The sequence below is a fragment of the [Flexibacter] sp. ATCC 35208 genome (assembly GCF_001975825.1).
GTDB lineage: Bacteria > Bacteroidota > Bacteroidia > Chitinophagales > Chitinophagaceae > Chitinophaga.
Map to the genome: position 1 here is coordinate 22,035 of NZ_MTKN01000015.1, position 24,952 is coordinate 46,986.

Genomic DNA, 24,952 nt, shown 5'->3' on the forward strand with positions numbered 1-24,952 from the left:
AACTCTGTAAGCTTGCCATACGTCTCCGGTCTTCTATCCCTGAAAAACTGCCATACACTCCGTACCTCATCAATCATCCCCAAATCAAACTCTGCCACCAGCAATTCATCCTTATCTTCTGAAGCCTGTGCAAATATCTGTCCACGAGGATCCACGAAATAAGAAGACCCATAAAACCTTCCTAAATTCCACGGCTTCTCTTCCCCTACCCTATTGATACATCCCATAAAATACCCATTGGCCGCTGCATGTGCAGGCTGTTCCAGTTTCCAGAGGTATTGAGAAAGCCCTGCTACCGTTGCAGATGGATTGTATACGATCTCTGCCCCATTCAACCCCAATACCCTTGCCCCATCCGGGAAATGACGATCATAACAGATGTAGATCCCCACCTTCGCATAGCGTGTCTGAAACACAGGATATCCTAAATTTCCAGGCTTGAAGAAGAACTTCTCCCAAAAACCAGATGTATGTGGTATATGATTCTTTCTATATTTCCCTAAATATTTCCCATCTGCATCTATGATCGCTGCGGTATTGTATAGTACGCCTGCCTGCTCCTTTTCATACACCGGCACAATGATCACCATATTATATTTTGCTGCATAGGCTGCCATTCGCTCGGTAGTCGGACCAGGTACTGGTTCGGCAGATTGATACCAATCACTGTTCTGTCCCGGACAGAAATAAGGTGTATTAAATATCTCCTGCAAACAAAGGATCTGTACTCCCTGCTCTCCCGCAGCTTCTATCAGCGGCACATGCTTTTGAAACATCGCCTCTTTGATTTCTTCAATCGTACCTTCGCCTTCCGTTTTCGGTAAACTCATCTGGATTAACCCTGATTTAATAATACGAGACATGCGATTCTATGATTTTGGTTAAATAATGCCATTAACTTTATTTCGGCGGATAAACTGCCCGGCACCTTTGGGTAACAAACACTCGCCATTCTCTATAGCGACCTGACCACGTAGTAATACTGTCTTTACTTTGCCCGTAACAGGCCAGCCTTCGTAACCGGAGTAATCCACATTCATGTGGTGGGTGCTGACTGATAATACGTGTTCTTCAGTTGGGTCGAAGATGACGATATCAGCATCGCTGCCTATACCAATCGTTCCTTTGCGGGGAAACATCCCAAAGATCTTAGCGGGATTTGTACAGGCTACTTCTACAAATTTGTTCAGGGTGATTTTTTTTGCATGCACACCTTCACTGTATAATAATTCCATCCTGTTCTCTATCGCCGGGTGACCATTGGGGATCTTTGAGAAATCATCTTTGCCCATGAGCTTTTGATTCCACATAAATGGGCAATGATCTGTTGCTACTACATTTACCAGGCCCTGGTTGATACCCGCCCAGAGGGTTGCCTGATCCTTGGGTTCTCTCAGTGGAGGACTCATTACCCACTTCGCACTTTCAAATCCTCTTTCATAATATGATCTATCCAATAATAAATATTGAATACAGGTTTCTACAAATACATGCTGGTTACGTCGGGTTGCATTGCGTACTGCATTCAAAGCACCTTCGCAGGTAAGGTGTACAATATATCCAGGGCAACCGGTATAATTAGCAATATCTGCAAAGCGGCCGGAAGCCTCTGCTTCTGTTACTTCTGGTTGTGAGATGTAATGATATCTTGGAGATAGATTGCCGTTCGCCCTGTTCTGTGCTACGAGATAATCGATCATATCCCCATTGGTGGCGTGTACGGTTACCATGCCTCCATGTTTTTTTACTTCCTGCATGAGTGCGACCATCTGCCGGTCGTCTATCATTAAAGCACCTTTGTAGGCCATGAAGGTTTTGAAGGAGGTGATGCCTTCTTCCTCGATCATGGTTTTTATTTCGGTTTTTGTATTTTCATTGAAATCAGTAACTGCCATGTGGAAACTATAATCACCTACGGCGTTGCCGCGTGCGCGGCTGTTCCAGTCATCGAGGGCTTCTTTGAGTGAATGGCCCTGGGTTTGTAATACAAAATCAATGACGGTAGTGGTGCCGCCGAATAAAGCCGCCCGGGTACCGGTTTCATGGGTGTCGCTGGAAAATGTACCCATGAAAGGCATAGCCAGATGGACATGCGGATCGATACCACCGGGGAATATAAGTTTGCCGCTGGCGTCTATTTCCCGGGTAGCTGTGACAGGTAGGTTCTTTCCGATTGCAGTGATCACTTCTCCTTCTATAAAAATATCAGCCACGTAATCATCAGCAGCTGTTATGATTCTTCCGTTTTTAATCAGCAGTGACATATTCGATAGATTTTATTGAACGCATCATCAGTGTATAACCAATTCCTGAGACAAAGAAGCCCACAAACCATGCATAGCTATATATGCCTGTTATCCATGCAGGTAATGCATCTGCAGCAATGACATGTATGGTGGCCAGGAAACCGGGAATATTCGGCGCAACACCTAATAACAATGCAAGTAGCGCATATCTGTTGTACCCATTTGCGTAACTATACCGGCCATCATGCTGGTACAATTCATCCAGTTCCAGGTGTTGCCTGCGCAGGAGGTAGTAATCAGCAATCATTATTCCTCCTACTGGGCCTAACAAACTTGAATACCCCACCAGCCAGGTAAATATATATCCACCGGGATCAGCTACCAGCTTCCATGGGAAAATGAGAATACCAATTATCCCTGTAATGAAACCTCCTGTACGGAAACTGATCTTCGCTGGATTCAGGTGTGCAAAGTCATTGGCCGGGCTTACAATATTTGCGGCAATATTTGTAGCCAATGTGGAGATAGCGACCGCTATCATGGCGATGCTCACCAGTATTTTATTATCAAACTTACCAGCCAGCACTACCGGGTCCCAGATTGTGGTACCATATACTATAGTCGTAGCTGATGTAACTACTACTCCCATAAATGAAAACAACGTCATGGATGTTGGTAATCCCAATGCCTGCCCTTTTACCTGTGCCTGCTGACTACGTGCATAGCGTGTGAAGTCAGGGATATTCAATGAGAGTGTGGCCCAGAACCCTACCATACCCGTGAGTGCAGGTATAAAGAATGCCCAGAAGGCACCTGCATTTTGAAAACGGGAAGGCTGGGTGAGAATAGGTCCTAATCCGCCGTTCACTGCATGGATGGCCCAGTATAATAAAGCCAGTGCTGCAACAGGTAGGAAGATCGCTTTGAATACTAATAGTTTTTTGATGCTGTCAATGCCTAAATACACGACATACATATTCAATATCCAGAAGAGAATAAAGCAAATAGCCGGACCTGTGGCCAGTCCCCATGAAGCAGGGAATATAGCAGGCAATTGCTCCAATGCCGGTATCCAAAGTCTTAGCATCTGATAGATAGCAAAGCCGCCAATCCATGTTTGTATGCCAAACCAGCCACAGGCTACAATGGCGCGTAATAAAGCAGGGACATTCGCTCCTTTGGTGCCGAAGCTGGCGCGGGCAAATACAGGGAAAGGAATGCCGTATTTGGCGCCGGCATGGCCGTTTAAGATCATTGGTATCAATACGACTGTATTGCCTGCGAAAATGGTGAGGATCGCCTGCCACCAGTTCATGCCTCCTTCTATCAGCGAACTGGCCAGCATGTAGGTGGGAATACACAGGCTCATACTGATCCAGAGAGCTGCATAATTCCAGGTGTTCCAGGTCCTGCTGCCTGCAGGTACGGGGGCCAGGTCTTCACTGTACAAATTGGTAGGCATATGAATAGTAGTTAGTTCTCAGATTACGTATTGGTTAGTGGTGTAAAAAGTAGTAGCAGGTTAGAGAGGCTTCTTTTTTAGAAAAAATAAATCCGCTGGTTAGTCTTTCGTCCTCAGGTTATTAAATTGTCTTAATCGACCTGATTGCTCTCAGCTCACATACTCATCAGCTATACACAGCGCATCATCAATTATCGCCAATCCCTCATCCATCTGTTCCTTCGTTATACTCAACGGCGGTGCTATAAACACATAATTCCACCGTACAAATGCATACATCCCCAGTTGTTTTATCCGTGCCGCCACCTTATTCATCACCATCATCTCCTCCGGCTTTGCATTAAATGGCGCCATCGGCTCTTTCGTATCTCTATTCTTCACCAGCTCTATACAACCTAATAACCCAGTCGTTCTGAAATCTCCAATACAAGGGTGTTGTGCTTTCATCAGTTCTACCTGTTCTGTCACATATTTACCCATGTACGCCGCATTTTCCAACAGGTGTTCATCTTCATATATCTTCAGCACCTCCACACCTGCTGCACAACATACCGGATGTGCAGAATAAGTCAATCCCAGCCACAAAGTCCTTTCATCAAAATGCGCCGCTATCTGATCACTCACGATCAATGCACCCAATGGCAGATACCCGGCTGTAATCCCTTTTGCTGTCGCGATCATATCAGGCACTACCCCGTGTACATCGCAGGCAAACCATTTACCGGTTCTCCCAAATCCACTCATCACCTCATCAGCTATAAGCAGGATACCATGCTTATCACAGAGTGCTCTTATCTTTTGCAAATAATCAGGCGGATATTTAATACAACCAGAACTCCCACTTTCCCCTTCCATCAATATAGCCGCAACATTTTCGGGTCCTTCAAATTCAATCACCCTTTCCACATGACTCACACATTCCCTTGAACAGGAACTCATCTCCTTCCCCCATGGACATCGATAACAATAAGGATCTTCCACATGCACAAAGTTCGGGGCCTGTTGGGCATCTGCTGCCAGTTTTCGGGGATCCCCCCCGGCACTCATCGCCACATAAGAAGCGCCATGAAAGGCACGGTAGCGGGTAATGATCTTATGTCTGCCCGTATAGAGTCTGGCTAGTTTCACTGCATTTTCAATGGCACTTGCTCCACATACTGTAAAGAGCGTTTTAGTGAGATTACCCGGAGAAATTGCGGCTAACTTCTTCCCTAATTCCCCCCTCGCCGCCGTTACACAACCGGGTGTTACATAACTCACCGCCTGCATCTGCCGTATCACCGCTTCAGTGACCCGCTGATTACCATGGCCAATATTTACATTTATCAATCCGGACGAAAAATCCAGATATCGCTTATCATCATAATCATACAGGTACACTCCCTCCGCATGCTTTACAGCAATAGGTTGCAGGCCTTTCTGCCTACTCCATGAAAATAGTGTATAGTCGAGATTATCCTGAATAATCTCCTGTGCGGTTGACAGGTCAACAATAGCTGACATACAATAATTTTTATCAGACGTGAAATACTCCTAGCTCATCCAGTTAATCCCTTCTTCCGGGTTCCATTTGGTCGTACTTTTCTTTAGCCTGGTCCAGAATTCAATTGAACTTTTTCCCGTGATATCGCCTACGCCGAATTTACTTTCATTCCAACCTCCAAATGAGAATGGCTCACGGGGTACGGGCACGCCTACATTCACACCGATCATACCAGCACTTGCCCTCTCCGCAACATAACGAGCCATGCTGCCATTCTGTGTAAACACAGACGCGGCATTGCCATAAGGGCTTGCATTTTCTATATCAAGTGCTTCATCTACGGTGGAAGTGCGAAGTATACTGATCACAGGTCCAAATATTTCCTCCTTCGCTACGGACATGTCAGGGGTAACATAATCAATGATGGTGGGTCCTACATAAGTACCGTTTTCCTTACCCGGTACTGCTGCGCCTCTGCCATCTACTAATATGCGGGCGCCATTCTTTTCTGCTTCTGTAATATACTGCTCTATTCTGTTTTTTGCATCTTTATTAATCACCGCCCCTAAATTTTTTCCGGGAATGATTTTCTTCACTTCCTCACAAAGAATTGCGATGATGTGATCTACATTCCCTACGCCCACCATGGCAGATGCCGCCATACATCGTTGTCCGGCGCAGCCACTCATAGATGCAGCAATGTTTTGTGCGGTCATATCCGGTTTGGCATCCGGTAGTACCAGCAGGTGATTCTTTGCACCACCCAGTGCCAGACAGCGCTTCAGACTTTGTGTAGCACGCTGGTACACGATCTTCGCCACTTTGGTAGAACCTACAAAAGAAACAGCCTGAATGTCAGGATGATCACAGATGGCATTCACGATTTCACTATCGCCATTCACGATGTTAAAGACCCCATCCGGCAACCCGGCTTCTTTTAATAAAGAAGCGATCAGGCCCACACTCAATGGCACCTTTTCCGATGGCTTGATGACCATGCAATTGCCCAAAGCCAGCGCATTGGGAATCGTCCAATTGGGTACCATGGCCGGGAAATTAAATGGTACGATAGATGCCACTACCCCAATAGGAACATGGGATGTACGACATTCCACTCCACTGGATACCTCGAGTACTTCACCTGCTATGAGCTGTGGTAGTGAGGTGGCGAACTCTGTCAACTCTATACATTTCTCTACTTCCTGTACAGCTTCTCCATACGTCTTCCCATTTTCAGCACTGATCACACTGGCGAGTGTATCCAGATTCTTCTCCAACAGGAATTTGTACCTGAAAAAAACCTGCACCCGTTCTTTAATAGGTGTGCGGCTCCAGCCCGGAAATGCCTTTTTTGCTGCCTGTACAGCGATGTCCAGATCCGCGGCCGTAGAGCAGGGCAGTTCTGACAATAATGTACCGTCAATTGGAGAGATGACGGGAATTGTACGGTCGGAAGCGATTTTGGTAAAACTTCCGTTTACAAAATTCTGCAATTGGTCGTATTTCATTTGCCTTGGGGGTGTTTGGGTAAAAAGTTGTGAGTGGGTGGTCAGCCACTGACATTTTTAATACGATAAGATCAATTTACTGAAAAAAATGTACATTTAATACATACTTTCTGAAATTTCTGCATTTTTTGCATTATAACCCTTACTATGGCGAAGCATAAAATACCCGAGAAGTTACCAACTCAACTGGATGATCTCGATTTTTCAATTTTATCATTCCTCCAACAGGATGGAAGGGTGTCGTTTACCGTGATTGCGGAGAAACTGAATGTATCCATTGGTACCATCAGGACCCGGTTTAACAGATTGATTGAAGAAGGTACCATCAATATTATCGGCAGAGTGGACCCTGATAAGGTAGGATTCAGGTCTTATGCACATATCGCAGTGTATATCCGGCCGGCCACCTTTAAGGAGCACGTGGCGAAGCAGATTGTACAATTACCGGAGGTGAGTTTTCTGGCTATGACATCAGGTGCATATGACCTGGAAGTCAATGTTATGTGTAGAGATAATGATCATTTAGTACAGTTCGTCAACCAATTGTCAGAGATTGAGGGAGTGTACCAGACCAATACGACTATCTATTTTAAGGTCTACAAGTATGCCCAACCGGATCTGATGCTGCTGAAGGAGTAAGCTTTTTTTACGCTATTTTAACAATCTTCCCCGGCTATTCTCGTTAATTTTGCACCCAGACGAAAAGATTAACCAATGATTGTTTTAGACTCATTCTACAACCGTAAACAGGAGATCGTGCACGGCATTATCCACGCCGTAGGCATCCTCTTTGGGCTCAGCGCCCTCCCTGTTCTGACCGGTATTGCCGCTACTCATGGAAATACCCGTGGTATCGTAGGCGCCGGTATTTACAGCTTTTGTTTTATTCTGCTTTTCACCTGCTCTACGGTATACCACCTGGCCCAGGACCAACAGGTAAAAAAGCTCTTTGTGGTACTGGATCATATCAGTATCTATTTCCTCATTGCCGGTACGTACACGCCATTTTTACTGGTGTTTATGAACAATGCATTCGGGATTACACTGCTCTGTATTTTGTGGGGACTGACCGCCGTTGGTGTCATTTTTAAATCCTTCTTTACAGGACGGTTCAATATCCTGAGCACGATCATCTATCTCATTATGGGATGGATTATGATTGTAGGTGGTAAAACATTTTTCACTTCCCTGCCTGTGCCTGTAATCACCATGATCGCTATTGGCGGTGTTTTGTATTCTATCGGTGTGTACTTTTACCTTCGCGAGAAAAGGACTTATACCCACGCCGTATGGCATTTCTTTGTGCTCGCAGCTGCTATTTGCCACTACGTAGCAGTACTGTTATCCGTATAGAATTATTACCTTGGCATTTTAAACCGAATGTTATGAAGAAAGCCATGCTCCTGCTGCTGATAGGCATGACCGTTATACAGGTCAGCAAAGCACAGGATAAACCACGTTTCTGGGATGATGTACAGACGATTAAACACTATGACCAAATGTACGCTCCGCCTGCTAACCCGATCCTTTTCGTAGGAAGCTCTTCTATCCGTAAATGGGAAGATGCAGAACGAACCTTTGCCTCCTATGATGTGATGAACAGAGGTATTGGGGGGGCTGTGGTGAATGATATCACCTTTTACCTGGACGATCTGGTATTTGCATATCATCCACGCGAGATCGTGTTGTATGTAGGAGAAAATGATATTCCGGATGGAGCGGTTGCTGATACAGTACTCGAGCGTACGAAAAAGCTGCTCACTGCCATCAGGGAAAAACTGCCGGAGACACCTATTATTTATATATCTATTAAGCCAAGTCCTTCTCGTGATAAATACAGGGAAACTGTGAAACAGGCAAATGCACTGATTCAGGAATACCTGAAAACGCAGCATAAGATTGCATGGATAGATGTGTATACACCGATGTTGACGAAGGATGGGAATTCAAGACCTGAGATTTTCCAGAGTGATATGCTGCATTTGAATAAGGATGGGTACCAGATATGGAAGAAGTTAGTTCAGCCTACGTTGGTAAAGAAAGAGGTAAAGAAATAAATAATTCTCTAAATAGANNATTATTTAGGATAACTTCATTAAGAATACCCTCTACTCTTCTATCTTTTCTAGTGGCAATTTCAACCCGCCCATAATCACACTCGCCTTCACCACCTTTCCCGCTGCATCTGTCACAAACTCTATCTGCCTGTCCGTTCCATCACTGTAATAAAATTTCTTCTCTGATTCAGGTATCAGCTCTATATCATCCACCCCATTTATCTTACGGTATAATTTACCTTCTTTCCGGATCAACTCTATTTTATTTCCAACAAAATAAGTACCTACATAATTATCTATCACCGCATTATTGATAGCCGCCGCCTTGTGAACATAAGGATTCACAACTGGCATATTCAGCATGATACCTGCCAATCCACCGGCTACATATTGTGCATTGGATTCATTGTTGGATAATACGATCACATTGAAATCGCCATCTTTATACCAGCTGATCACTGACCGGTAACCGGGAATGCCCCCACTGTGCCAGATCCTGGGATGGTTAACCAGACTGTCTATCATCAGACCATAGCCGTAATGGCCCATATAAGCAGTGGTCATTTTCCTGGTAGTAGCTTCGGACAATACCTTATTGCCCAGTAATGCCTGATCCCAGGCCAGCAAATCATCTACGGTTGAATACATACCACCAGCAGCATAAGGACCTGACATGGTATAAAAAGGTATATTATAGTCTTCCATATAACCATGTGTACGGTAAGGCAAGAGGGTATCAGGACGATCCATGCCGGTATTTTTCAAACCAGCTTTGTCAGTGATTTTTTTAAGGTAATTCGCAAATGACTCACCCGTTACCTTTTCCACTATATATCCCAACAGGAAATAGTTGGAATTGCTATACGCCCACCGGGAACCGGGTGTGAATAAGTAAGGTTGTGACTGGAAACTTTTAATAAAGTCAGCAGGGGCCACATCCAATACATCAGCATGCAAATCGGTTTCTGGCAGTGAGGTATAATCTGTAATACCGGTCGTCTGGTTCAGCAGCATGTGTATTGTGACCTGATTCCCCTGTGGATAATCAGGAATGTATTTACTCAGTTTGTCATCCAGGTTCAGTTTACCCTGTTCCTCCAAATGAAGGATACAGGCCGCCGTGAATTGTTTGGTAATGGAGCCGATACGGTATTTACCGGCTACCGTGTTTTTCACATGCCATTCCTTATCAGCTTCGCCAAAAGCACTGCTGTAAATGACTTTACCTTTCTGCGCTACGAGTACGCTGCCACTGAAATGGGAGATGGTGGCCTGGGCACGCATATAAGCGTCCAGCTTTAATGGATAGTTGGTTTGCGCCTGGGCTGCAAAGGGTAACAGGAGGAATAAAAGTATCTTTTTCATAGAATGAAGATACGATTTCAAATAAACGAAAAAGCTTTTGCCAAAGGCAAAAGCTTTTTCGTTTGGAAGATTTTTTTCTAAGAAGTTTAGAAAATTCCTTTCTAAGAAGAAATGCTGTTTTATTGTAAAGTTGTAAATACCACTCTACCAATATTCATACGTACACGTGCGCTGGAACCATTGCTGGAAGTATTCAGAATTTTGAATCTCACAGCAGTACCCGCTGCTGCACCAATCGTAAAGGTCTCTGTATTCATTACTGACACTGTGCTGCTGATTGGGCTACCTACCTGTGTCCAGGTTGCACCTGCATCATAAGAAGCAAACAGCGTGAAACCATAAGTAACAGCATCACCGGTATCATAGCTTGCACCTGCGTGATCGATGGCAATTGTCTGCACACCGGTCAGGTCAAAGTTCATCATGATATAACCATCGTCAGTGCTACTGTTAGCACCTCTCAGACGAGCTGTATTTGTATTACCGCTGGTGAATACGTCCTTCGCTGTAGAAGTACTGGATACCGCTACCAATGACTGGCTAAACTGCCATGAACCTACGTCCTGAGTGGATGCCGCATCTGCATAACCTGTTTTACCACCTTTGCTGAAGTTTTCAGTATATACTACAGTGGTGGTACTACCACTTCCGCTACCATCGTCAGAACCGCTATCGCTGCCACCGCTACCTGAATCACTACCACCTGAGGAGGAAGATGTAGATCTGATCACGTCTGTAGTATCACGGATATTTACTTCATAGCTGGAACTATTGATGTTCAATACACCTGTGTAAGAAGATGCTGCTGTTGGGAATGTTGATGATGCGAAAGAAGCACCTGTACGAACAAAGGAGTTCACTGTACCTGTTGCATCTGTCACGACTACTGTACCTGAATAAGTACTGCCAGCTGTATTGCTCAGGGTCACTGTACTAATGGTCACCAGCGTACCGGAGAGTGCCGCTGCCTGTGCCTTCAGTTCGGTAATGGTCAATACCTTTGGTGTGATGCTCATGGTATCGCCGGTGGCGGTAGCACTATCCAAAGGAATGTTGTTCAGTTCCAGCTGACCATAATAGCTCGTCAATGTCTGACCACCTATTGCAATCTTCAGTTTCTGCCCCTGTGTAAAGCTATGTGCTTCTGTGAAACGCACAAGGATACCTGACATATCGTTACCCTCCTGGAGGTACAGATTCTGTGTATTCACGTTACCCTTTGCACTATTAGAAATCACATAACCAGTGATATAACGACCTCTTGGCACTGTGATGTCTGCACTGCTATACAGGCTACGCAGACTATCGATGCTGATCTGTTCTACACTGTCGCTGGCAGTTGTACCATCGCAACGAACACCTGTCATATCAGCTACGTCATCCAGTGTGCGGATGTAGAACTGTTTATCTGAATTATAGAAAGAGTAGATACCTGTGATGGTACCTTTACCCTGTGCCACCGTTTTGTTTGCAAAACTTGCATAACCGCTGGTACGAACTGAGAGCGTATTGGCAGAGCAATCCTGCAGGGTTACGTTTGCAGTTGTTGAATTTACACTGTCTGCATAAGTTGAACTCAAATAGCTGTCTGCAAACTCCACATCCTTGATGCTTACGAGCATGCTCTGGTAAGTGGAAGACAGTTCGCTGATAGTTACTTCTACCGGCTCTACCACGTTGCCAGTGCTACCCACGGTGATGAAGTCATCAATCACGGAGCTGGAAATACGCTGTGGCTGGTTGCTGCTATTTACACCCAGCCCCAGTTCCAGCAGACCATTGTAAGTACCCAGTGTCAAACCTTTCAGGTTGATAAAGAGTCTACGACCTACAGGATAGGAAGCATACAAAGAAGATTGATCGATTTCGATTTCGATACCTGCGGTTGCATCCTGCAGGGTGATCTTTTTATACAGGTTATCTTCCTGGTCGTTACCTGTCACCACACCTACTATAATCAGGCTGTCGGTAATTTCTACCGGCGTACCTGTATACATTGCCTGTAATTCTGCAATGGTAGTAGTTGCCTGAATGTCTGGGTCAGTCGCATAAGGAGGTTCATCGTACTGGCGCTTACAAGCCCCAAAAGTAAGGGATAATAAAAGCAGCATCCCCAATAAGGTACGGTAAGAATGCAATAAATTTCTCATTGTTATAGCTGATTATATTTTTAATAATTAAAGTCTGAATGCAAGGCTGGCAAAGAAATTCGCGCCATATGCGTAATAGAATTTCGGAGGGAAAGTGCTCGCGTCTTTGTCTGTATAGTTAAAACGTAGCTGCTCATAACCACCACTGATCAGGTTCCGGTTGTTCAGCAGATTGTTTACACCCAGTGTGAATACAATTGATGCAGAACGTCCTCCTACGTGGGTATACCAGGTCTTTCCACCAAACAGATCCATGGTCAACTGCGCAGGCAGTTGCTCCTGATCCAGGATGGAATGCCACTGTGTAGAGTTGTGTTGAACATCTTCTGTAGCTCTCTCTGTACGTCTTACCGGGTTAATTTCCAGCCACATCTTGTCGAAGTAGTTCGCATTTACATTTATGAACCAGTTTTTCTTACCCTGGTAGTTCAGCCCTACGGTGTAGGCTTCCTGAGGTGTCTGACCTACATGATAGTTCTTGGTATATACTGTTTCGGATGTGATCACATCAGAGCTGTTATCAGATGTTACTACCGCATGCTGACGGGAGTCGTAGAAATAACGACCGATGTTCGCAGCCGCAGTCGCCTTCAGCCCTTCATAGACAGGGACTTCGATACCGAACTCCATACCATAGTTTACCTTGTCTATATTAGACAGTGCATAGTTTACAAAGCTGGCGTAGCTGTCATCGTAATAGCTCATGATGTCCATTCCATCCTGGAACAGGGAGTAGTAGGCATTCAGACGAACTTTTACTTTCTCCGCATTCATGACGTAACCGGCTTCTGCGCTATATATTTTCTCTGCTTTCACATCGCTCTGTGTACCGTTGTGGTTACGTGGAGAGGTGAAGATGTTCTCTACATAAGGAGAGCGGGTGGATGCTGATGCATTCAGGAATACATAGTTACGGCCATCGATCTTGTAGGTTGCACCTGCTTTGAAAGCGTAGTTATTGAAGTTGAAAGTTTCGGATTTACCTTTTGAGTTGGTTGGATACAAACCATTTCTGATATATCCTTCGCGGAACATAGATGTATAGTCATATGCACCGGATACGAAGAAGTCTACATGGTCGTAGTGGAACATACCCTGTAAAAACACTTTTGCATCGTTTACGTTCATGGAATAGTCGTAACCGTATTTATCTTTTCTTTTCAGGATGCGGTTAGGATTATCCAGGTCAAACTGTTCAACATCTTCTGTGCTGGTATTGGTCTGTTGTGCAAACTTATTCACATTCACATAGAAGTCGCCACCCAGCAGATCGTGTACACGCTGGTAGTTGCGGTCACGCTGGTGATTGAAGTAGATACCGGCAGTGAGGTCGGCATGCTTGTTCAGGTTCTTATTGTAAATAGTGTTGAAGTTGAATTTTGTTGTCTGCACCACCCTGTCCTGCAGGATGTACAGGGAACGGTTGCCTGTTACACTGTTGCCGGTGATGCCGTTTGCATTTTCAACAGTCTCTTCATTGATACGGTTGATGTTGTACATCTTTGTCCAGTTGATCTGGCGGTAAGATTCATCCGTACGATATTTGTTGGCAATGTATTCAGCTGCAGCAGTGCTTTCCTGGTAGCTTGGCAGGTTGCGGTAATAGTCAGGTCTTGGATCTGGTGCATTGTACCAGTCAAGTCCTGTACGTGCACGCTCCCCATACGAGAAAGCAACGGCAGTGTTCAGACGGCTCTTGTCGTCAATCTTCCATTCATGACTCACGATTGCATATGGCTGATAGGTAGTGGTATAATTTGCACTACGCTTTTTGCCATCCTGCCATCCCCATGAGGAGTTGTAATAATGTGAACCTGCGAGGTCGTACATCTCTTTCGTAGCGGCGGACTGACCACCATCAGCAGTTGGCGAACCGAAGGTCACGAAAGACAGCATGTGCTTTGCATTGATCTTTTTGTCTACTGCGAAGAAGTAGGATGCACCTTCGTAGAATGTTCCTTCTACATAACCATCTTTGGAATAACGACCGGAAGCTGCGAGCGAGAAAGCCCACCCTTTCTTGCTCATACCTGAACTCCAGCTGGCCATAAGACGGTGATTGTAGTTACCACGGGTCGCTGCATAGCTGATGCTCAGTTGCTGACGCTGACGAAAAGCACGTGTGTCAATGTTGTTCACACCACCGATTTCGCCTAAACCGAAATCAACAGGGCGCAAACCATTGGCACTTTGTCTGTTACGCATCACATCGTTCAGACCACCCCATAAACTCCATGGTGTGAAACCATTGGTAATGTTCTTTACAGGAATGCCATTGATATATGTTTCAAAATAATCGGCATTATAGCCTCTTACTTTGAACCTTGCAGCATTGAAATTTGCCACGTTTGAAAAATACGGATCCCTTCCTGCATATAGAATGGAGGAGATGTTCTGACCGGCGGCATTGCCATTGTCAGAGTCTGTTTCATCAATAGCAATGATGGGAATGTTGGCCTTTACATCCTCTCTGATCAGAGAATCCCGTACATAGGCTGAATCACGAACCTGTGACCTTGCACTGGAAATGAACATACAAAGGCATCCCACCGCAACTATTCTGTTGTAAATAGACATAAGGATTTACGAATGGTGTTTGTTTAAAAAATAAATGCAAAAGAATCCCCTACCCGGAAATGAATCCGGTTATTAAAATGTATTTGCGATGTGCGATTAGTTCACGAAAAATGGATCAACAGCGTGTTCACATATGTTGATAGTTACTCTAAGCTCATGACATAATGCTTCCTCAGCTTATTTATGTTTTATTTTACTAGCGGTCGCAAAAGTATGCGATTTTTGAAATTACAAAATATTGTTAAATTCGTTTCATCGCATTTAATAATTTGTTAACATTCTTAGCGCTCACTACCTAGAATGCTTATACTTTCTTTGCACCCGTTTTATATCTGAATACGTGAACTAAAATAATCTCAATGCTATCGAGAAGAGCTATCAACCAGTTGATTATCTTAACCTTGTGTCCTTTATTATCCCTATGGGCACAGAAAAAAGAGTACAAGGTGATCAACATCGGATTTTACAATCTTGAAAATTTTTTCGACACAATTCATCAGGAACATGTAAACGACTATGAATTTTTACCAACAGGAAACAAGGGATATACGAGTGAAGTATATCAGGACAAAGTAAAGCACATGGCCAGTGTGATAACTGACATGGGCAAACAATTTTCCCCGGATGGCGTGGCGCTTTTAGGTGTGGCAGAGATTGAAAATGAAGGAGTTTTGAAAGATCTGATCAATACAGGCAAGCTACCTTACAAGATCGTACACTATGACTCTCCTGATAAACGCGGTATCGATGTGGCATTGTTATATAATCCAGCATACTTTACTGTTATAAGTAGTAAGCCGCTCACGGTGCAACTTCCGGACGGTTACCCAACCCGTGATGTATTGTGGGTGACAGGTAAACTGGATGGTGAAGTGTATCACATCTTTGTGAATCACTGGCCTTCACGTCGTAATGGAGAAGCTGCTTCTGCGCCGGGACGTGCCATTGCAGCAGGCGTGAGCAGACATATTATGGATAGCCTGTTCCGGATAGATCCGAATACAAATGTGGTCCTGATGGGTGACCTGAATGATAATCCTACTAATGAAAGTATGACCAGGGTATTGAAAGCAAAAGGTGATGCGGAGAAATTGAAAGAGAATGAATTGTTTAATCCCTGGATGGCGTTTTTTAAGAAAGGGATTGGTACACTGGCATACCAGGATTCATGGGCATTGTTTGACCAGATTGTGATGTCTCAGCATTTATTGAATAAGGATGATGGGCATTATCACTTTTACAAAGCGAATATTTTCAAGAGGGACGATATGATCCAGACTTCTGGCAGATATCAGGGGTATCCTAAGCGCACTTTTGATTTTGATAACTATATGGGGGGTTTTAGTGACCACTTTCCAACTTTCATTACTCTTATAAAAGCTAATTGATGCAAGCGAAAAAATTATTATTGCCAGCTGCGTTCGTACTATTGATCCTTGCTGCCTGTGAGAAACAGGGAGATGTGGCGGTAAAACCGGCTGCAAGTACACCAGACACAATTCGTTATTCAGGTGGAGGGTCTTCTTCTGCTGATACATGCGGAACTTATACTGCTAATACAAGTGACAATAGTCATATCTTATTGGGAAATCCGTCAAGTGCACAGCCTTGTATAGAGTTTCCGGCGAACTATTTAATTGACAGAGATTATTGGATAGGATCGTATAATAGTTTACGTGGCGGACCGAATTGGGTGAGCTGGCATTTGCAGGCGAGTGATGTGGGAAGTTCCGGCAGAACGGATGATTTCAGGGCGGATACAGAGTTGCCTTCTACATTTTATCAGGTACAGAGTACGAGTTTCACCAGTTCAGGATTTGACAGGGGACATAACTGCCCTTCTGGAGATAGAACGAGCTCTGTGGATGCGAATGAAGCTACTTTCCTGATGAGTAATATGATTCCGCAGGCGCCGAATAATAACCAGAAGGCGTGGGCGACGTTTGAGGATTATACAAGGAATACGCTGGCGGGTAGTGCGAATGAGTGTTTTATTATCATGGGTAGTTATGGTACTGGTGGTACTGGTTCTGCGGGTGCGGCGACTACGATTGATGGTGGCAATGTGACTGTGCCAAGAAAGGTTTGGAAGGTGGTAGTAGTAATTCCAATTGGGGATAATGATCTGAGCCGTATCACCAGCAGTGCTACTGTTGTGGCGATTGATACGCCGAATGATAATACGACAGTATCTACGAACTGGAAGGAGTATATCACTACTGTGAAGGCGATTGAAGATTCTACAGGGTATAGTTTGTTGAGTAACTTACCGACGGATGTACAAACAGCTTTAAAGTCTAAGGTATATGTGCCGTAAATAGCGAAAGAATTGAGAATTTCCCTGCGGGAAATTCTCAATTCTTTCGGAGGAGCGAACGGTATTAAAAAAACCAGGTTCAGATTTTTTTGAGGAAAATCTAAACCTGGTTTTTTAATACCGTTCTTTTTTTATAAATAACCGTTCTCTTTTTTATATAATGTTTACATCGATTACACCTTCTGCGTTTGTGAGTTTTGCGATGCAGTCATCGCTTAGATGACGGAGATGGAGTTTCTTGCCGGCTTGTTTATACCGTTCAGTTAATTTACCTAATGCCTGAATAGCACTCATATCAGTGACACGGCTACCATTGAAATCAATGATGACTTCTTCCGGATCATTTTCAAGATCGAAGCTCGCATTGAAAGTGCTGATGGCACCGAAAAACAGCGGACCATTTACTTCGTAATGTTTAACCCCTTTTGCATCGATATAGTTTTTCACCTGTAATTTATGCGCACTTTCCCATGCGAAAACAAGCGCTGAGATCACCACGCCTGCAAGTACAGCGAGGGCAAGGTTGTGCAGCCATACAGTGATAAGGGCCACGAGAATACCAATGATGACATCGTGGCGGGGCATTTTGTTGATGATGCGGATACTGATCCATTCAAAGGTACCGATAGCCACCATCATCATCACACCAACCAGCGCTGCCATGGGAACTTTTTCTATAATAGGCGCACCAAATAAGATCACCATCAATATGGTGATGGCTGCAATAATGCCGGAAAGCCGCGCTCTGGAACCTGCGGAGAGATTCACGAAAGTTTGCGCGATCATAGCACATCCACCCATGCCGGTGAAGAATCCATTTAAAATATTTGCAGAACCCTGCGCAATGCATTCTTTATTATTCCGGCCTTTGGTGCCGGTAATATCATCTACTACATTTAATGTAAGGAGCGATTCTATTAAGCCTACACCTGCCATTACCAGGGAGTACGGGAAGATGAGTTTTAATGTATCAAAAGTCCAGGAAATAGCGGGGATATGGAATGGAGGGAAACCACCACTGAGGGCTGCAATATCTTTTACAGTTTTGGTGTGTATTCCAAAACCTAATACGAGTGCAAATACAATGATGATAGCAACGAGTGATGCAGGTACTGCTTTTGTCAATTTAGGAAAGAAGAACACAATCGCGATGGTTAATAATACCAACCCTAGCATGATGAATAAAGGAGACCCTGACAACCACTCCCCACTAGCCAATTTAAATTGTTGTAATTGTGCGGTGAAGATGATGATGGCTAACCCATTTACAAATCCATACATCACCGGCTGAGGTACAAGTTTAATAAACTTCCCTAATCTAAATACCCCGACTAAGATTTGTAAAAGTCCTGCCAGCATAACAGCGGCAAATACATATTCGATACCATGGGATTGCATTAATGCAATCAATACGACCACTGTTGCTCCTGCACCACCCGATACCATACCGGGGCGCCCACCAAAAACGGCAGTAACTAAGCCCATGATAAAAGCGGCATATAAACCGGTTAATGGAGAGAAACCTGCTAAAATTGCAAAGGACAGCGATTCAGGAATCATGGTCATGGCTACCGTGAGGCCAGCCAGGATTTCGTTCTTGTAATCGACTTTTTGCTTAAAGTCAAATAAATTCAGGTAAGCCATGTTGATGTATTATACGTGCGCGGGGCGCAAAGTTACTCGATTTTCCCCGGGATTCAATTAATTTCGCATGATGCCTGCATTCTCAAATATCTTATTCAACGCCCTTAAGCACCACCGTGGGTATATTCATCAACAGATTGCACTTGCTACACCAGACACTTTGCCTGAATTATTGAAGAAACTGGGCAACTCCCAGATGGATATTTATTATGGACATTTATCACAGGAAGGGTTATTTGAAGAAGTTTTGAGTCATATTCCGGTAGCAGATGAAGCAGCATACCTTGCATGGCTACAAGGAGCATACAGAGAAATTATATTATCTGATACTTCTAAATGGATACTGCTGGAAGGCAATGTACCCGGTCAATACATTCATATACACCCGGCAAGATATTCTCCTGAAAGCATGCGGGTAAAAGCAACTATTTTAAAAACTGCCATCGCCTGTATAGTCGTTCATCCGGGGGTAACACATCCTGATTTGAATATGGTTAATCATATACGCAAAACAATACTGGGCCTGTCTCCTGTAAGAGATCTGGCCCAGTGTCAACACCTGTGGCAGGTAATGAACCTATTACTTATCTGAATGAATTTTGATATTCTTCCCCGAAAGTACAAACTGGCTATCACCCCTGTAGGCGATAGTTTCAGGAAATTTAGGCCGGGTAGCTACATGTGCCTTTACCACTTCAAAGATGAAAAAGTTATAAGTATTGATGAGCTTACGATCATGAATTTTACATTCAAAGCTGGCGAAGCATTCCTTTATTAATGGCGCTTTTACGATACTGGCTGCCTCGGCAGTGAAGCCTATTTCTGCAAACTTATCTGTATCTGCACCCGTACAGTTCCCCACAGCTACTACTTTCTTAGCGATATCAGCAGTGGGGATGTTGATCACACATTCCCCACTTTTATTGATCAGGTCGAAACTGTAATTACTCCCAGTGATCATACAGCCGATAAGGGACGGAACAAACTCCATTACAGTGTACCATCCCATCGTCATAATATTTTGTTTGCCTTTGTAAGCAGATGTAACGAGGACCGTAGGAGTGGGTTCTAAGAATCGTCTTACGTCCTCTACCGGAAAGTCTTTTTTCATTTTAGTTTGAATCTTGTCTTTGGCCAGAACCAATTACTCCTGTAGATTCATTGGTCGCATCAGGTAAATTCTCTTTTGTCAATACAGGCTCATTCGGATTGGGCCTTTCTCTATATTTACGCCCTGTGATCAGGTCCCCATCTCTCTCCCCATTATGCTGGGTAATATACTCCCGCTCATTCAAAGATGCTTCATGCTGCGGCAGTTTCTCTCCTGCTGTATTATGACTTGGCTCATTGGCCTTATGTGCATTAGATGCGGAAATCTTTGCGCCAAGGAGATCATTCATCCACACATGTAATTTAGTTTTATTACCTGAGATAATTTTGCGCTCACCTCTCATCAGGGCTTTATATCCGTCCTGTGCCACAACCTCAGGGGAAGCCAGTTGAGTTTCTCTATAAGTGACGGTATCCTCCTGCCCTGCCTTGTGGAAAAAGTCTGTATCTGTAGCTCCAGGTAATAAAGCTGTGATGGTAATATTCGTATCACGCAGCTCATCTACCAGCGCAGCACTGAATGACAGAACGAATGCTTTGGTAGCAGCATATACTGCCAACAATGGCATTGGCGTGGTCCCCGCCTCTGACCCTACCTGTAGGATCTTCCCTTCGTTGCGGCGCACCATGTCACGCAAAAATAACTTGGTGAGTGACACCAGACCGATGATATTCAGATGAATGATATCAATGTCACGCTCCAGACTGGTATCTACGAATGGTCCCCACTCACCTTGCCCCGCATCATTGACCAATACATCCACTGTAATACCCATTTTCTTTGTCTGTTCGTAGATTTCTTCCGCTGCTTCCGGTGCAAATAAATTCCTTGCTATAGGTGTAACTTCCACTGTGTAACTTTTCTTCAACTCATCTGTCACGTCCTTCAATCGTTCTTCATTACGTGCTATCAGGATCAGGTTGTAACCATCTTTTGCAAAGCATTTCGCCAATTCAAAGCCAATCCCACTGGTGGCGCCTGTTATAAGCGCATACTTGTTTCTATTCTCTATATTAACAGGTTCCATAAAGTTATATTTTTATCCTTAGTGAAGTACAAAGATGAGGCCACGTGATTGCTAAGACTGGTATGATATTTTAATACTGAAAATGAAAAACCGGATTAATTATGATGGATAAAATGCTTGAGAACGCTTACCACAGGAACAATTTGATGAAACAAAATTTGATCTAAACGCCAGGGTGATCCATACATTGCGCGATGCTGGTATTAAACTGCCGGGGATGTAGCGTCATATGCTCACTTTTGTCGAAAAAAATCTTAGCGCACCGATCTGTATTCATTTAAAATAAAACAGGCTGCATCATAAGTTCGATACAGCCTGTTTTCCTCGGTTACCCATAGAAACAGCTTGTCTTTTTAAACGATTCTCAGGAGGTTAATTTTTATGCGAAACAACTCCTACATCATTTTTTCTTTCACATTATTGCAAACAGTATGGAATAGATTTTCCCAATCCGCTGTAAATCGATCTATATTAAACCGCCTGAGCGCCTTCTCCCTTGCCGCTTTTCCCATCCGTGCAGCCAGCTCAGGATCATTCATCAGCAGTTTCATTTTATCAATGAGAAAATCTATATCCGTGTGGATAAAACCATTCACCCCATTTTCAATCACCGTGACCAGTTCTGTAGTAGCAAGCCCTATTACAGGTAATCCCTGCATCATCGCTTCGCATACTGCCAGTCCTAAACTGGTATGCCGTACCGGATGAAAGAGGTAACGATATTTACCCCTGAATGCAGGCAACTGCGCAAACGCTACTTCGCCCCCTCCTATCGCATCGTTGCCCATGCCTGCCAGGTCTACAGGCACCTCTTTCGTTACATGCTGAAATACATCCCAACCCAGCGCACGACCTCTTTGTGACAGGTGATTGATAACGGTGATACCTTTACCCAGTTCTCCTGTGTAAGGAATATCTGAATCTGTGACACCATGTTCTATCACGGTAACAGGCGTGCGGTTATTATCCCACATCAGTCTATTATAGTGTGTTACATGCACGAGACAGATACGACGATCATTGACCGTATGGCGGGTGCCAAAGGGGCTTTTGAGCGGGGTATTGTGTTCCAGGTATACTCTGGGTAATCTGCGCTGTGCAGGTGTCAGGATCTCGTATTGATCTACAAGATAATTCTTGACTGATTGGTACATGATGACATCAAAGTCATAACTCTTTACCATATCAGCCGGTATCTCTATTACATTGCTTCCATATGGGAATGTTCTCCCACGACCATAATAACCGGGTGTACGCTCATCATTTACCGGGATATATATATCATAGTTCCCCTGTGACAGATAATACAAATAGCTACCATGAATATGCCATGTAAAGATTTTCAATCTGGATTCAGAACCAACCCGGGTCGTCATACAATGAGAAATTTGATTTTATAGTGAGTGAATTTGTCCCAGTTTTTTTGAGTGAAAATAGCCAAGCATACAGGTAGAAAGTTCGTCAGATAGTGTTTAATGCCATTTACCAATAATAACAAGAAGCAAACCAACAGTACTCAATGGGTAAGGAAACGCCTGTAATGGGGGTATTTATTCATATGAAAGTCTCTCTCAGCAGCAGGGTTTGGGAGTAGCTGAGCAAGTTGTTCCCCATTTATAGGAACCATGGGAACAAGTGACGTAATAGCACAGATCGCCGGAATCCTTTACCTACCTTGAATAAACAGGTTGAGAAGTGAAAGTAGGGACAAGGAAAACTTACTTGCCTGATCGCTCATGATAAGCCTTTTCCCAGTCCAATAGTGCTTCTTCTACTGTATTACCTTCCCCAAATACTGACTGCTCTGTACCTGCCCCTAATACGCAATAATACCTATCGCCGTCTGTATATACGTCTGGGCGAAAATTGAGAACTGGTGCAGGTAGATTCATAGAAGTGAAATCTACCTGTACCTTTTCCTTATCAAGAGATGTGTGCTTCATATTATAATTCATTTCTGTCACCACCTACGCTGTACGAATTGTTTTCTTCATCTTCTGCACCCGTGCCTTCATTGTCATCATCCAATTCACTACCGGGTACATCCAGATCTTCACCTGATATCTGACCGGTTTGTTCTTCCAGTAATTCACCCTCCTCATCTACATTATCCAACTGGGCACGTTTCAGATCACTGGCGCCTTCATCGCCAGGTGTGACGTTTGCACTTTCATATAGATCCTGTCTTTCCTGACGGGATACATTGCTACGTTCATCAGTGATCAGTTGTTCATCGTCTGTTTCAATCGTATCTTTTGGACTGCCATTCAAATCGTCGAGTACGCCATATCCCTCTTCATCATCGGAGGCGGGAGTAGACACATGGCCAGCATCAGGCAGTAACGGTTCTACATTTTCCTGACCGGGTATATCATTTACCTCAGGCATGTCTATAATTGTCGTTTCTGGTTTCATACGATCCTGATCATGCTTTGAATCCTGTATATCATTTGTAGTTTTTGTCTTGTTTGCCATAACATTGGTTTTCTTTTGAGATAACAATAATGAGGCCATGCCATTTTTTGCATGGATCCAACTTTGCACTACCTATTTAAAATATGTTCACTCTTTAATAAATTCACTTTATGGATAAGAAAAACGAACAACCAGAAAATCCGGTAGAGAATAAGAACGAACAGGCAATTGATGATCAAAATGTGCCGGTGAGTGCGCCAGTCTCACTATGGTCAGCATTCAATGTGAGGATATAAGATTCTTCATGCTATTTAGGGCATCTGCGGATAAAAATAAATTGCTTCTTGCCCAGGAAACGATCTGTTTCTTTCCATAGTTTATAATCGTACGCTATGAGTTCATTGAGTGCATAATCCCAGATGTTGTTATCGAAGCGACATTCTCCGATAAATGTACCTCCGGGTTGTCTGCTCAGGTAAATTTTAATCCAGTAGAAATCTTTGTAATCATGATCGGGTTCAGTGATCTCTCTTTCAAAAACTTCTTTGATAGCAGGATAAAGAATATCGGGGAAAGTGTTGTCCTGGTGCCCGTCAATATCATCCATGAAGGCACCCTGCACCTGCAGGTGACTGTAGTTAAGATGGAACTCATCGCCGGTGGGACTTTTGAGTTCATAGACAGGCTCATAATAACCTAGCAGACATTGGAAGAAGCCAGTGAGGAAACCTCTGAAAAATGTATAGGCTCCCTGTGACATGGATTCTTCCGGATCAGTGCCGATGGCGGCCATTTCTTCATACATGATATTGTCTCCCTTCAGGCGGATCATAAAGGCCAGGTGATATACTTTTACATCATTGCCGTGGTCCTGTTCGCCTAAAACGTTACAAACAATTTCAAGCTCTAACTCCCGTAAATAAACGGTATCGTTTACAGCTTCGATGGTAAGGGTAACGGGTACTTCAAAATCAAACGATTGAATAGCGTTCGCGAGATGGGTTGCCAGTGTGGGTACAAGTACATTCGTTTCCATGCGGGTTTGTAGGTTAGTTTCGACAAACTTATTAAATTTTCGGCTATTAATTGCCGTGGTTGGTGCATGGCCCCCTGCCGGAATATGCTTAAATTGTTTGTTCATTAAACCCCCATTGTTATGATTATAACTAGCAAAGCCTTCAGCGGATTTTCTGTCAATGATATTCAAAAAGCGAAAACCTTCTACCAGGATAAACTGGGGATGGAAGTGACGGATGGACCTATGGGTGTGATGGAACTGCATATAAATAACGATTCAAAAGTTCTGGTGTACCCTAAGCCAACGCATACCCCAGCTTCTTATACGGTATTGAATTTCCCGGTAGACAATATTGATCAGGCTGTGGATGAGCTGAGTAGTAAGGGTATCCGGTTTATAAAGTATGGCGGGGAGTTAAATACAGATGATAAGGGGATTTTTAGGGGCGGGGGGCCATTGATTGCCTGGTTTGAGGATCCTGCAGGAAATATATTGTCGGTGATCGAATCGCCGGGGAATGGCATGTAGAAGCCCCCGTTGGTAATTCACTGTCTGTAGGCTAATCGCCAGAG

General features: G+C 44.0%; 23 protein-coding genes. 8 read left to right on the forward strand and 15 right to left on the reverse strand.

Annotated elements, in window-relative coordinates; translation table 11 throughout:
• The 5 genes from BW716_RS11490 to BW716_RS11510 form a co-directional block, all read right to left on the reverse strand.
• Window positions 1–830, reverse strand: an 830-nt coding sequence (locus BW716_RS11490) for a nitrilase-related carbon-nitrogen hydrolase (protein ID WP_083722696.1), incomplete at its 3' end; no start/stop codon positions are given.
• Window positions 831–881: 51 nt separating this feature from the next.
• Complete coding sequence (hydA, locus tag BW716_RS11495) at window positions 882–2,264, reverse strand: dihydropyrimidinase (protein ID WP_083722697.1); 1,383 nt, start codon at window positions 2,262–2,264, stop codon at window positions 882–884.
• Window positions 2,248–3,708: an NCS1 family nucleobase:cation symporter-1 gene (locus BW716_RS11500; RefSeq protein ID WP_083722698.1), complete on the reverse strand. Its 1,461-nt coding sequence runs from the start codon at window positions 3,706–3,708 to the stop codon at window positions 2,248–2,250. The genes hydA and BW716_RS11500 overlap by 17 nt, the downstream gene beginning before the upstream one ends.
• Window positions 3,709–3,858: 150 nt before the next feature.
• Window positions 3,859–5,211, reverse strand: a complete 1,353-nt coding sequence (locus tag BW716_RS11505; protein WP_083722699.1) for an aminotransferase class III-fold pyridoxal phosphate-dependent enzyme — start codon at window positions 5,209–5,211, stop codon at window positions 3,859–3,861.
• A gap of 30 nt (window positions 5,212–5,241) precedes the next feature.
• Window positions 5,242–6,699, reverse strand: coding sequence for a CoA-acylating methylmalonate-semialdehyde dehydrogenase (locus BW716_RS11510; RefSeq protein WP_083722700.1), 1,458 nt, complete (start codon window positions 6,697–6,699; stop codon window positions 5,242–5,244).
• Between the two features lie 147 nt (window positions 6,700–6,846).
• On the opposite strand from BW716_RS11510, the gene BW716_RS11515 reads away from it, so the two are divergent.
• The 3 genes from BW716_RS11515 (at window position 6,847) to BW716_RS11525 (ending at window position 8,756) form a co-directional block, all read left to right on the forward strand.
• Window positions 6,847–7,338 (forward strand): Lrp/AsnC family transcriptional regulator, encoded by a 492-nt coding sequence (locus BW716_RS11515; protein WP_083722701.1) that lies wholly within the window; start codon window positions 6,847–6,849, stop codon window positions 7,336–7,338.
• Window positions 7,339–7,413: 75 nt separating this feature from the next.
• Window positions 7,414–8,052, forward strand: a complete 639-nt coding sequence (locus BW716_RS11520; RefSeq protein ID WP_083722702.1) for a hemolysin III family protein — start codon at window positions 7,414–7,416, stop codon at window positions 8,050–8,052.
• A gap of 32 nt (window positions 8,053–8,084) precedes the next feature.
• On the forward strand, window positions 8,085–8,756 hold the full coding sequence (locus tag BW716_RS11525) for a GDSL-type esterase/lipase family protein (protein ID WP_083722703.1): 672 nt from the start codon (window positions 8,085–8,087) through the stop codon (window positions 8,754–8,756).
• Between the two features lie 51 nt (window positions 8,757–8,807).
• Here the strand turns inward: BW716_RS11525 and BW716_RS11530 are convergent, their stop codons facing one another.
• The 3 genes from BW716_RS11530 to BW716_RS11540 form a co-directional block, all read right to left on the reverse strand.
• Window positions 8,808–10,121, reverse strand: a complete 1,314-nt coding sequence (locus BW716_RS11530) for a serine hydrolase (RefSeq protein ID WP_083722704.1) — start codon at window positions 10,119–10,121, stop codon at window positions 8,808–8,810.
• A gap of 119 nt (window positions 10,122–10,240) precedes the next feature.
• A complete protein-coding gene (locus BW716_RS11535; protein WP_083722705.1) occupies window positions 10,241–12,271 on the reverse strand; it encodes a DUF5689 domain-containing protein in 2,031 nt (676 codons plus the stop codon).
• Between the two features lie 27 nt (window positions 12,272–12,298).
• The gene (locus BW716_RS11540) at window positions 12,299–14,848 is read right to left on the reverse strand and encodes a TonB-dependent receptor (protein WP_083722706.1); all 2,550 of its coding nucleotides are present in this window, start codon (window positions 14,846–14,848) and stop codon (window positions 12,299–12,301) included.
• Window positions 14,849–15,207: 359 nt separating this feature from the next.
• Here BW716_RS11540 and BW716_RS11545 point away from each other — a divergent pair, with 359 nt between their 5' ends.
• Window positions 15,208–16,236, forward strand: a complete 1,029-nt coding sequence (locus tag BW716_RS11545) for an endonuclease/exonuclease/phosphatase family protein (protein ID WP_083722707.1) — start codon at window positions 15,208–15,210, stop codon at window positions 16,234–16,236.
• Window positions 16,236–17,165: a DNA/RNA non-specific endonuclease gene (locus BW716_RS11550; protein ID WP_083722708.1), complete on the forward strand. Its 930-nt coding sequence runs from the start codon at window positions 16,236–16,238 to the stop codon at window positions 17,163–17,165. Before BW716_RS11545 ends, BW716_RS11550 begins: the two co-directional genes overlap by 1 nt.
• A 153-nt stretch (window positions 17,166–17,318) precedes the next feature.
• On the opposite strand, the gene BW716_RS11555 is transcribed toward BW716_RS11550, so the two are convergent.
• Window positions 17,319–18,809 carry a SulP family inorganic anion transporter gene (locus BW716_RS11555; RefSeq protein WP_083722709.1) on the reverse strand — a complete coding sequence of 497 codons (1,491 nt, stop codon included), beginning with the start codon at window positions 18,807–18,809 and terminating at the stop codon, window positions 17,319–17,321.
• A 67-nt stretch (window positions 18,810–18,876) separates the two neighbouring features.
• Between BW716_RS11555 and BW716_RS11560 the strand changes: the two genes are divergently transcribed.
• Window positions 18,877–19,401 (forward strand): hypothetical protein, encoded by a 525-nt coding sequence (locus tag BW716_RS11560; protein WP_083722710.1) that lies wholly within the window; start codon window positions 18,877–18,879, stop codon window positions 19,399–19,401.
• Here BW716_RS11560 and BW716_RS11565 read toward each other — a convergent pair.
• From BW716_RS11565 to BW716_RS11585, 5 genes are all read right to left on the reverse strand, one after another.
• Window positions 19,390–19,920, reverse strand: coding sequence for a flavin reductase family protein (locus BW716_RS11565; RefSeq protein WP_220388747.1), 531 nt, complete (start codon window positions 19,918–19,920; stop codon window positions 19,390–19,392). The two genes, BW716_RS11560 and BW716_RS11565, sit on opposite strands and share 12 nt — an antisense overlap.
• A gap of 1 nt (window position 19,921) precedes the next feature.
• Window positions 19,922–20,947: an SDR family oxidoreductase gene (locus tag BW716_RS11570; protein ID WP_083722711.1), complete on the reverse strand. Its 1,026-nt coding sequence runs from the start codon at window positions 20,945–20,947 to the stop codon at window positions 19,922–19,924.
• Between the two features lie 395 nt (window positions 20,948–21,342).
• Window positions 21,343–22,323, reverse strand: coding sequence for a glycosyltransferase (locus BW716_RS11575; RefSeq protein ID WP_083722712.1), 981 nt, complete (start codon window positions 22,321–22,323; stop codon window positions 21,343–21,345).
• A gap of 342 nt (window positions 22,324–22,665) precedes the next feature.
• The gene (locus BW716_RS11580) at window positions 22,666–22,890 is read right to left on the reverse strand and encodes a hypothetical protein (RefSeq protein WP_083722713.1); all 225 of its coding nucleotides are present in this window, start codon (window positions 22,888–22,890) and stop codon (window positions 22,666–22,668) included.
• Window position 22,891: 1 nt separating this feature from the next.
• Window positions 22,892–23,422 carry a hypothetical protein gene (locus BW716_RS11585; RefSeq protein WP_083722714.1) on the reverse strand — a complete coding sequence of 177 codons (531 nt, stop codon included), beginning with the start codon at window positions 23,420–23,422 and terminating at the stop codon, window positions 22,892–22,894.
• 110 nt (window positions 23,423–23,532) lie between these two features.
• Here BW716_RS11585 and BW716_RS38445 point away from each other — a divergent pair, with 110 nt between their 5' ends.
• Window positions 23,533–23,658, forward strand: coding sequence for a hypothetical protein (locus BW716_RS38445; RefSeq protein ID WP_255373869.1), 126 nt, complete (start codon window positions 23,533–23,535; stop codon window positions 23,656–23,658).
• An 11-nt stretch (window positions 23,659–23,669) separates the two neighbouring features.
• Here the strand turns inward: BW716_RS38445 and BW716_RS11590 are convergent, their stop codons facing one another.
• Window positions 23,670–24,503, reverse strand: a complete 834-nt coding sequence (locus tag BW716_RS11590; RefSeq protein ID WP_083722715.1) for a DUF6348 family protein — start codon at window positions 24,501–24,503, stop codon at window positions 23,670–23,672.
• Between the two features lie 15 nt (window positions 24,504–24,518).
• Between BW716_RS11590 and BW716_RS11595 the strand changes: the two genes are divergently transcribed.
• A complete protein-coding gene (locus BW716_RS11595; protein ID WP_083722716.1) occupies window positions 24,519–24,908 on the forward strand; it encodes a VOC family protein in 390 nt (129 codons plus the stop codon).
• Window positions 24,909–24,952 lie beyond the last annotated feature (44 nt).

Bases quoted from the DNA above. Each gene is read 5' to 3' on its own strand.
- hydA (WP_083722697.1), bottom strand. From the start codon at position 2,264: ATGTCACTGCTGATTAAAAACGGAAGAATCATAACAGCTGCTGATGAT.
- BW716_RS11500 (WP_083722698.1), bottom strand. From the start codon at position 3,708: ATGCCTACCAATTTGTACAGTGAAGACCTGGCCCCCGTACCTGCAGGC.
- BW716_RS11505 (WP_083722699.1), bottom strand. From the start codon at position 5,211: ATGTCAGCTATTGTTGACCTGTCAACCGCACAGGAGATTATTCAGGAT.
- BW716_RS11510 (WP_083722700.1), bottom strand. From the start codon at position 6,699: ATGAAATACGACCAATTGCAGAATTTTGTAAACGGAAGTTTTACCAAA.
- BW716_RS11515 (WP_083722701.1), top strand. From the start codon at position 6,847: ATGGCGAAGCATAAAATACCCGAGAAGTTACCAACTCAACTGGATGAT.
- BW716_RS11520 (WP_083722702.1), top strand. From the start codon at position 7,414: ATGATTGTTTTAGACTCATTCTACAACCGTAAACAGGAGATCGTGCAC.
- BW716_RS11525 (WP_083722703.1), top strand. From the start codon at position 8,085: ATGAAGAAAGCCATGCTCCTGCTGCTGATAGGCATGACCGTTATACAG.
- BW716_RS11530 (WP_083722704.1), bottom strand. From the start codon at position 10,121: ATGAAAAAGATACTTTTATTCCTCCTGTTACCCTTTGCAGCCCAGGCG.
- BW716_RS11535 (WP_083722705.1), bottom strand. From the start codon at position 12,271: ATGAGAAATTTATTGCATTCTTACCGTACCTTATTGGGGATGCTGCTT.
- BW716_RS11540 (WP_083722706.1), bottom strand. From the start codon at position 14,848: ATGTCTATTTACAACAGAATAGTTGCGGTGGGATGCCTTTGTATGTTC.
- BW716_RS11545 (WP_083722707.1), top strand. From the start codon at position 15,208: ATGCTATCGAGAAGAGCTATCAACCAGTTGATTATCTTAACCTTGTGT.
- BW716_RS11550 (WP_083722708.1), top strand. From the start codon at position 16,236: ATGCAAGCGAAAAAATTATTATTGCCAGCTGCGTTCGTACTATTGATC.
- BW716_RS11555 (WP_083722709.1), bottom strand. From the start codon at position 18,809: ATGGCTTACCTGAATTTATTTGACTTTAAGCAAAAAGTCGATTACAAG.
- BW716_RS11560 (WP_083722710.1), top strand. From the start codon at position 18,877: ATGATGCCTGCATTCTCAAATATCTTATTCAACGCCCTTAAGCACCAC.
- BW716_RS11565 (WP_220388747.1), bottom strand. From the start codon at position 19,920: ATGAAAAAAGACTTTCCGGTAGAGGACGTAAGACGATTCTTAGAACCC.
- BW716_RS11570 (WP_083722711.1), bottom strand. From the start codon at position 20,947: ATGGAACCTGTTAATATAGAGAATAGAAACAAGTATGCGCTTATAACA.
- BW716_RS11575 (WP_083722712.1), bottom strand. From the start codon at position 22,323: ATGACGACCCGGGTTGGTTCTGAATCCAGATTGAAAATCTTTACATGG.
- BW716_RS11580 (WP_083722713.1), bottom strand. From the start codon at position 22,890: ATGAAGCACACATCTCTTGATAAGGAAAAGGTACAGGTAGATTTCACT.
- BW716_RS11585 (WP_083722714.1), bottom strand. From the start codon at position 23,422: ATGGCAAACAAGACAAAAACTACAAATGATATACAGGATTCAAAGCAT.
- BW716_RS38445 (WP_255373869.1), top strand. From the start codon at position 23,533: ATGGATAAGAAAAACGAACAACCAGAAAATCCGGTAGAGAATAAGAAC.
- BW716_RS11590 (WP_083722715.1), bottom strand. From the start codon at position 24,503: ATGAACAAACAATTTAAGCATATTCCGGCAGGGGGCCATGCACCAACC.
- BW716_RS11595 (WP_083722716.1), top strand. From the start codon at position 24,519: ATGATTATAACTAGCAAAGCCTTCAGCGGATTTTCTGTCAATGATATT.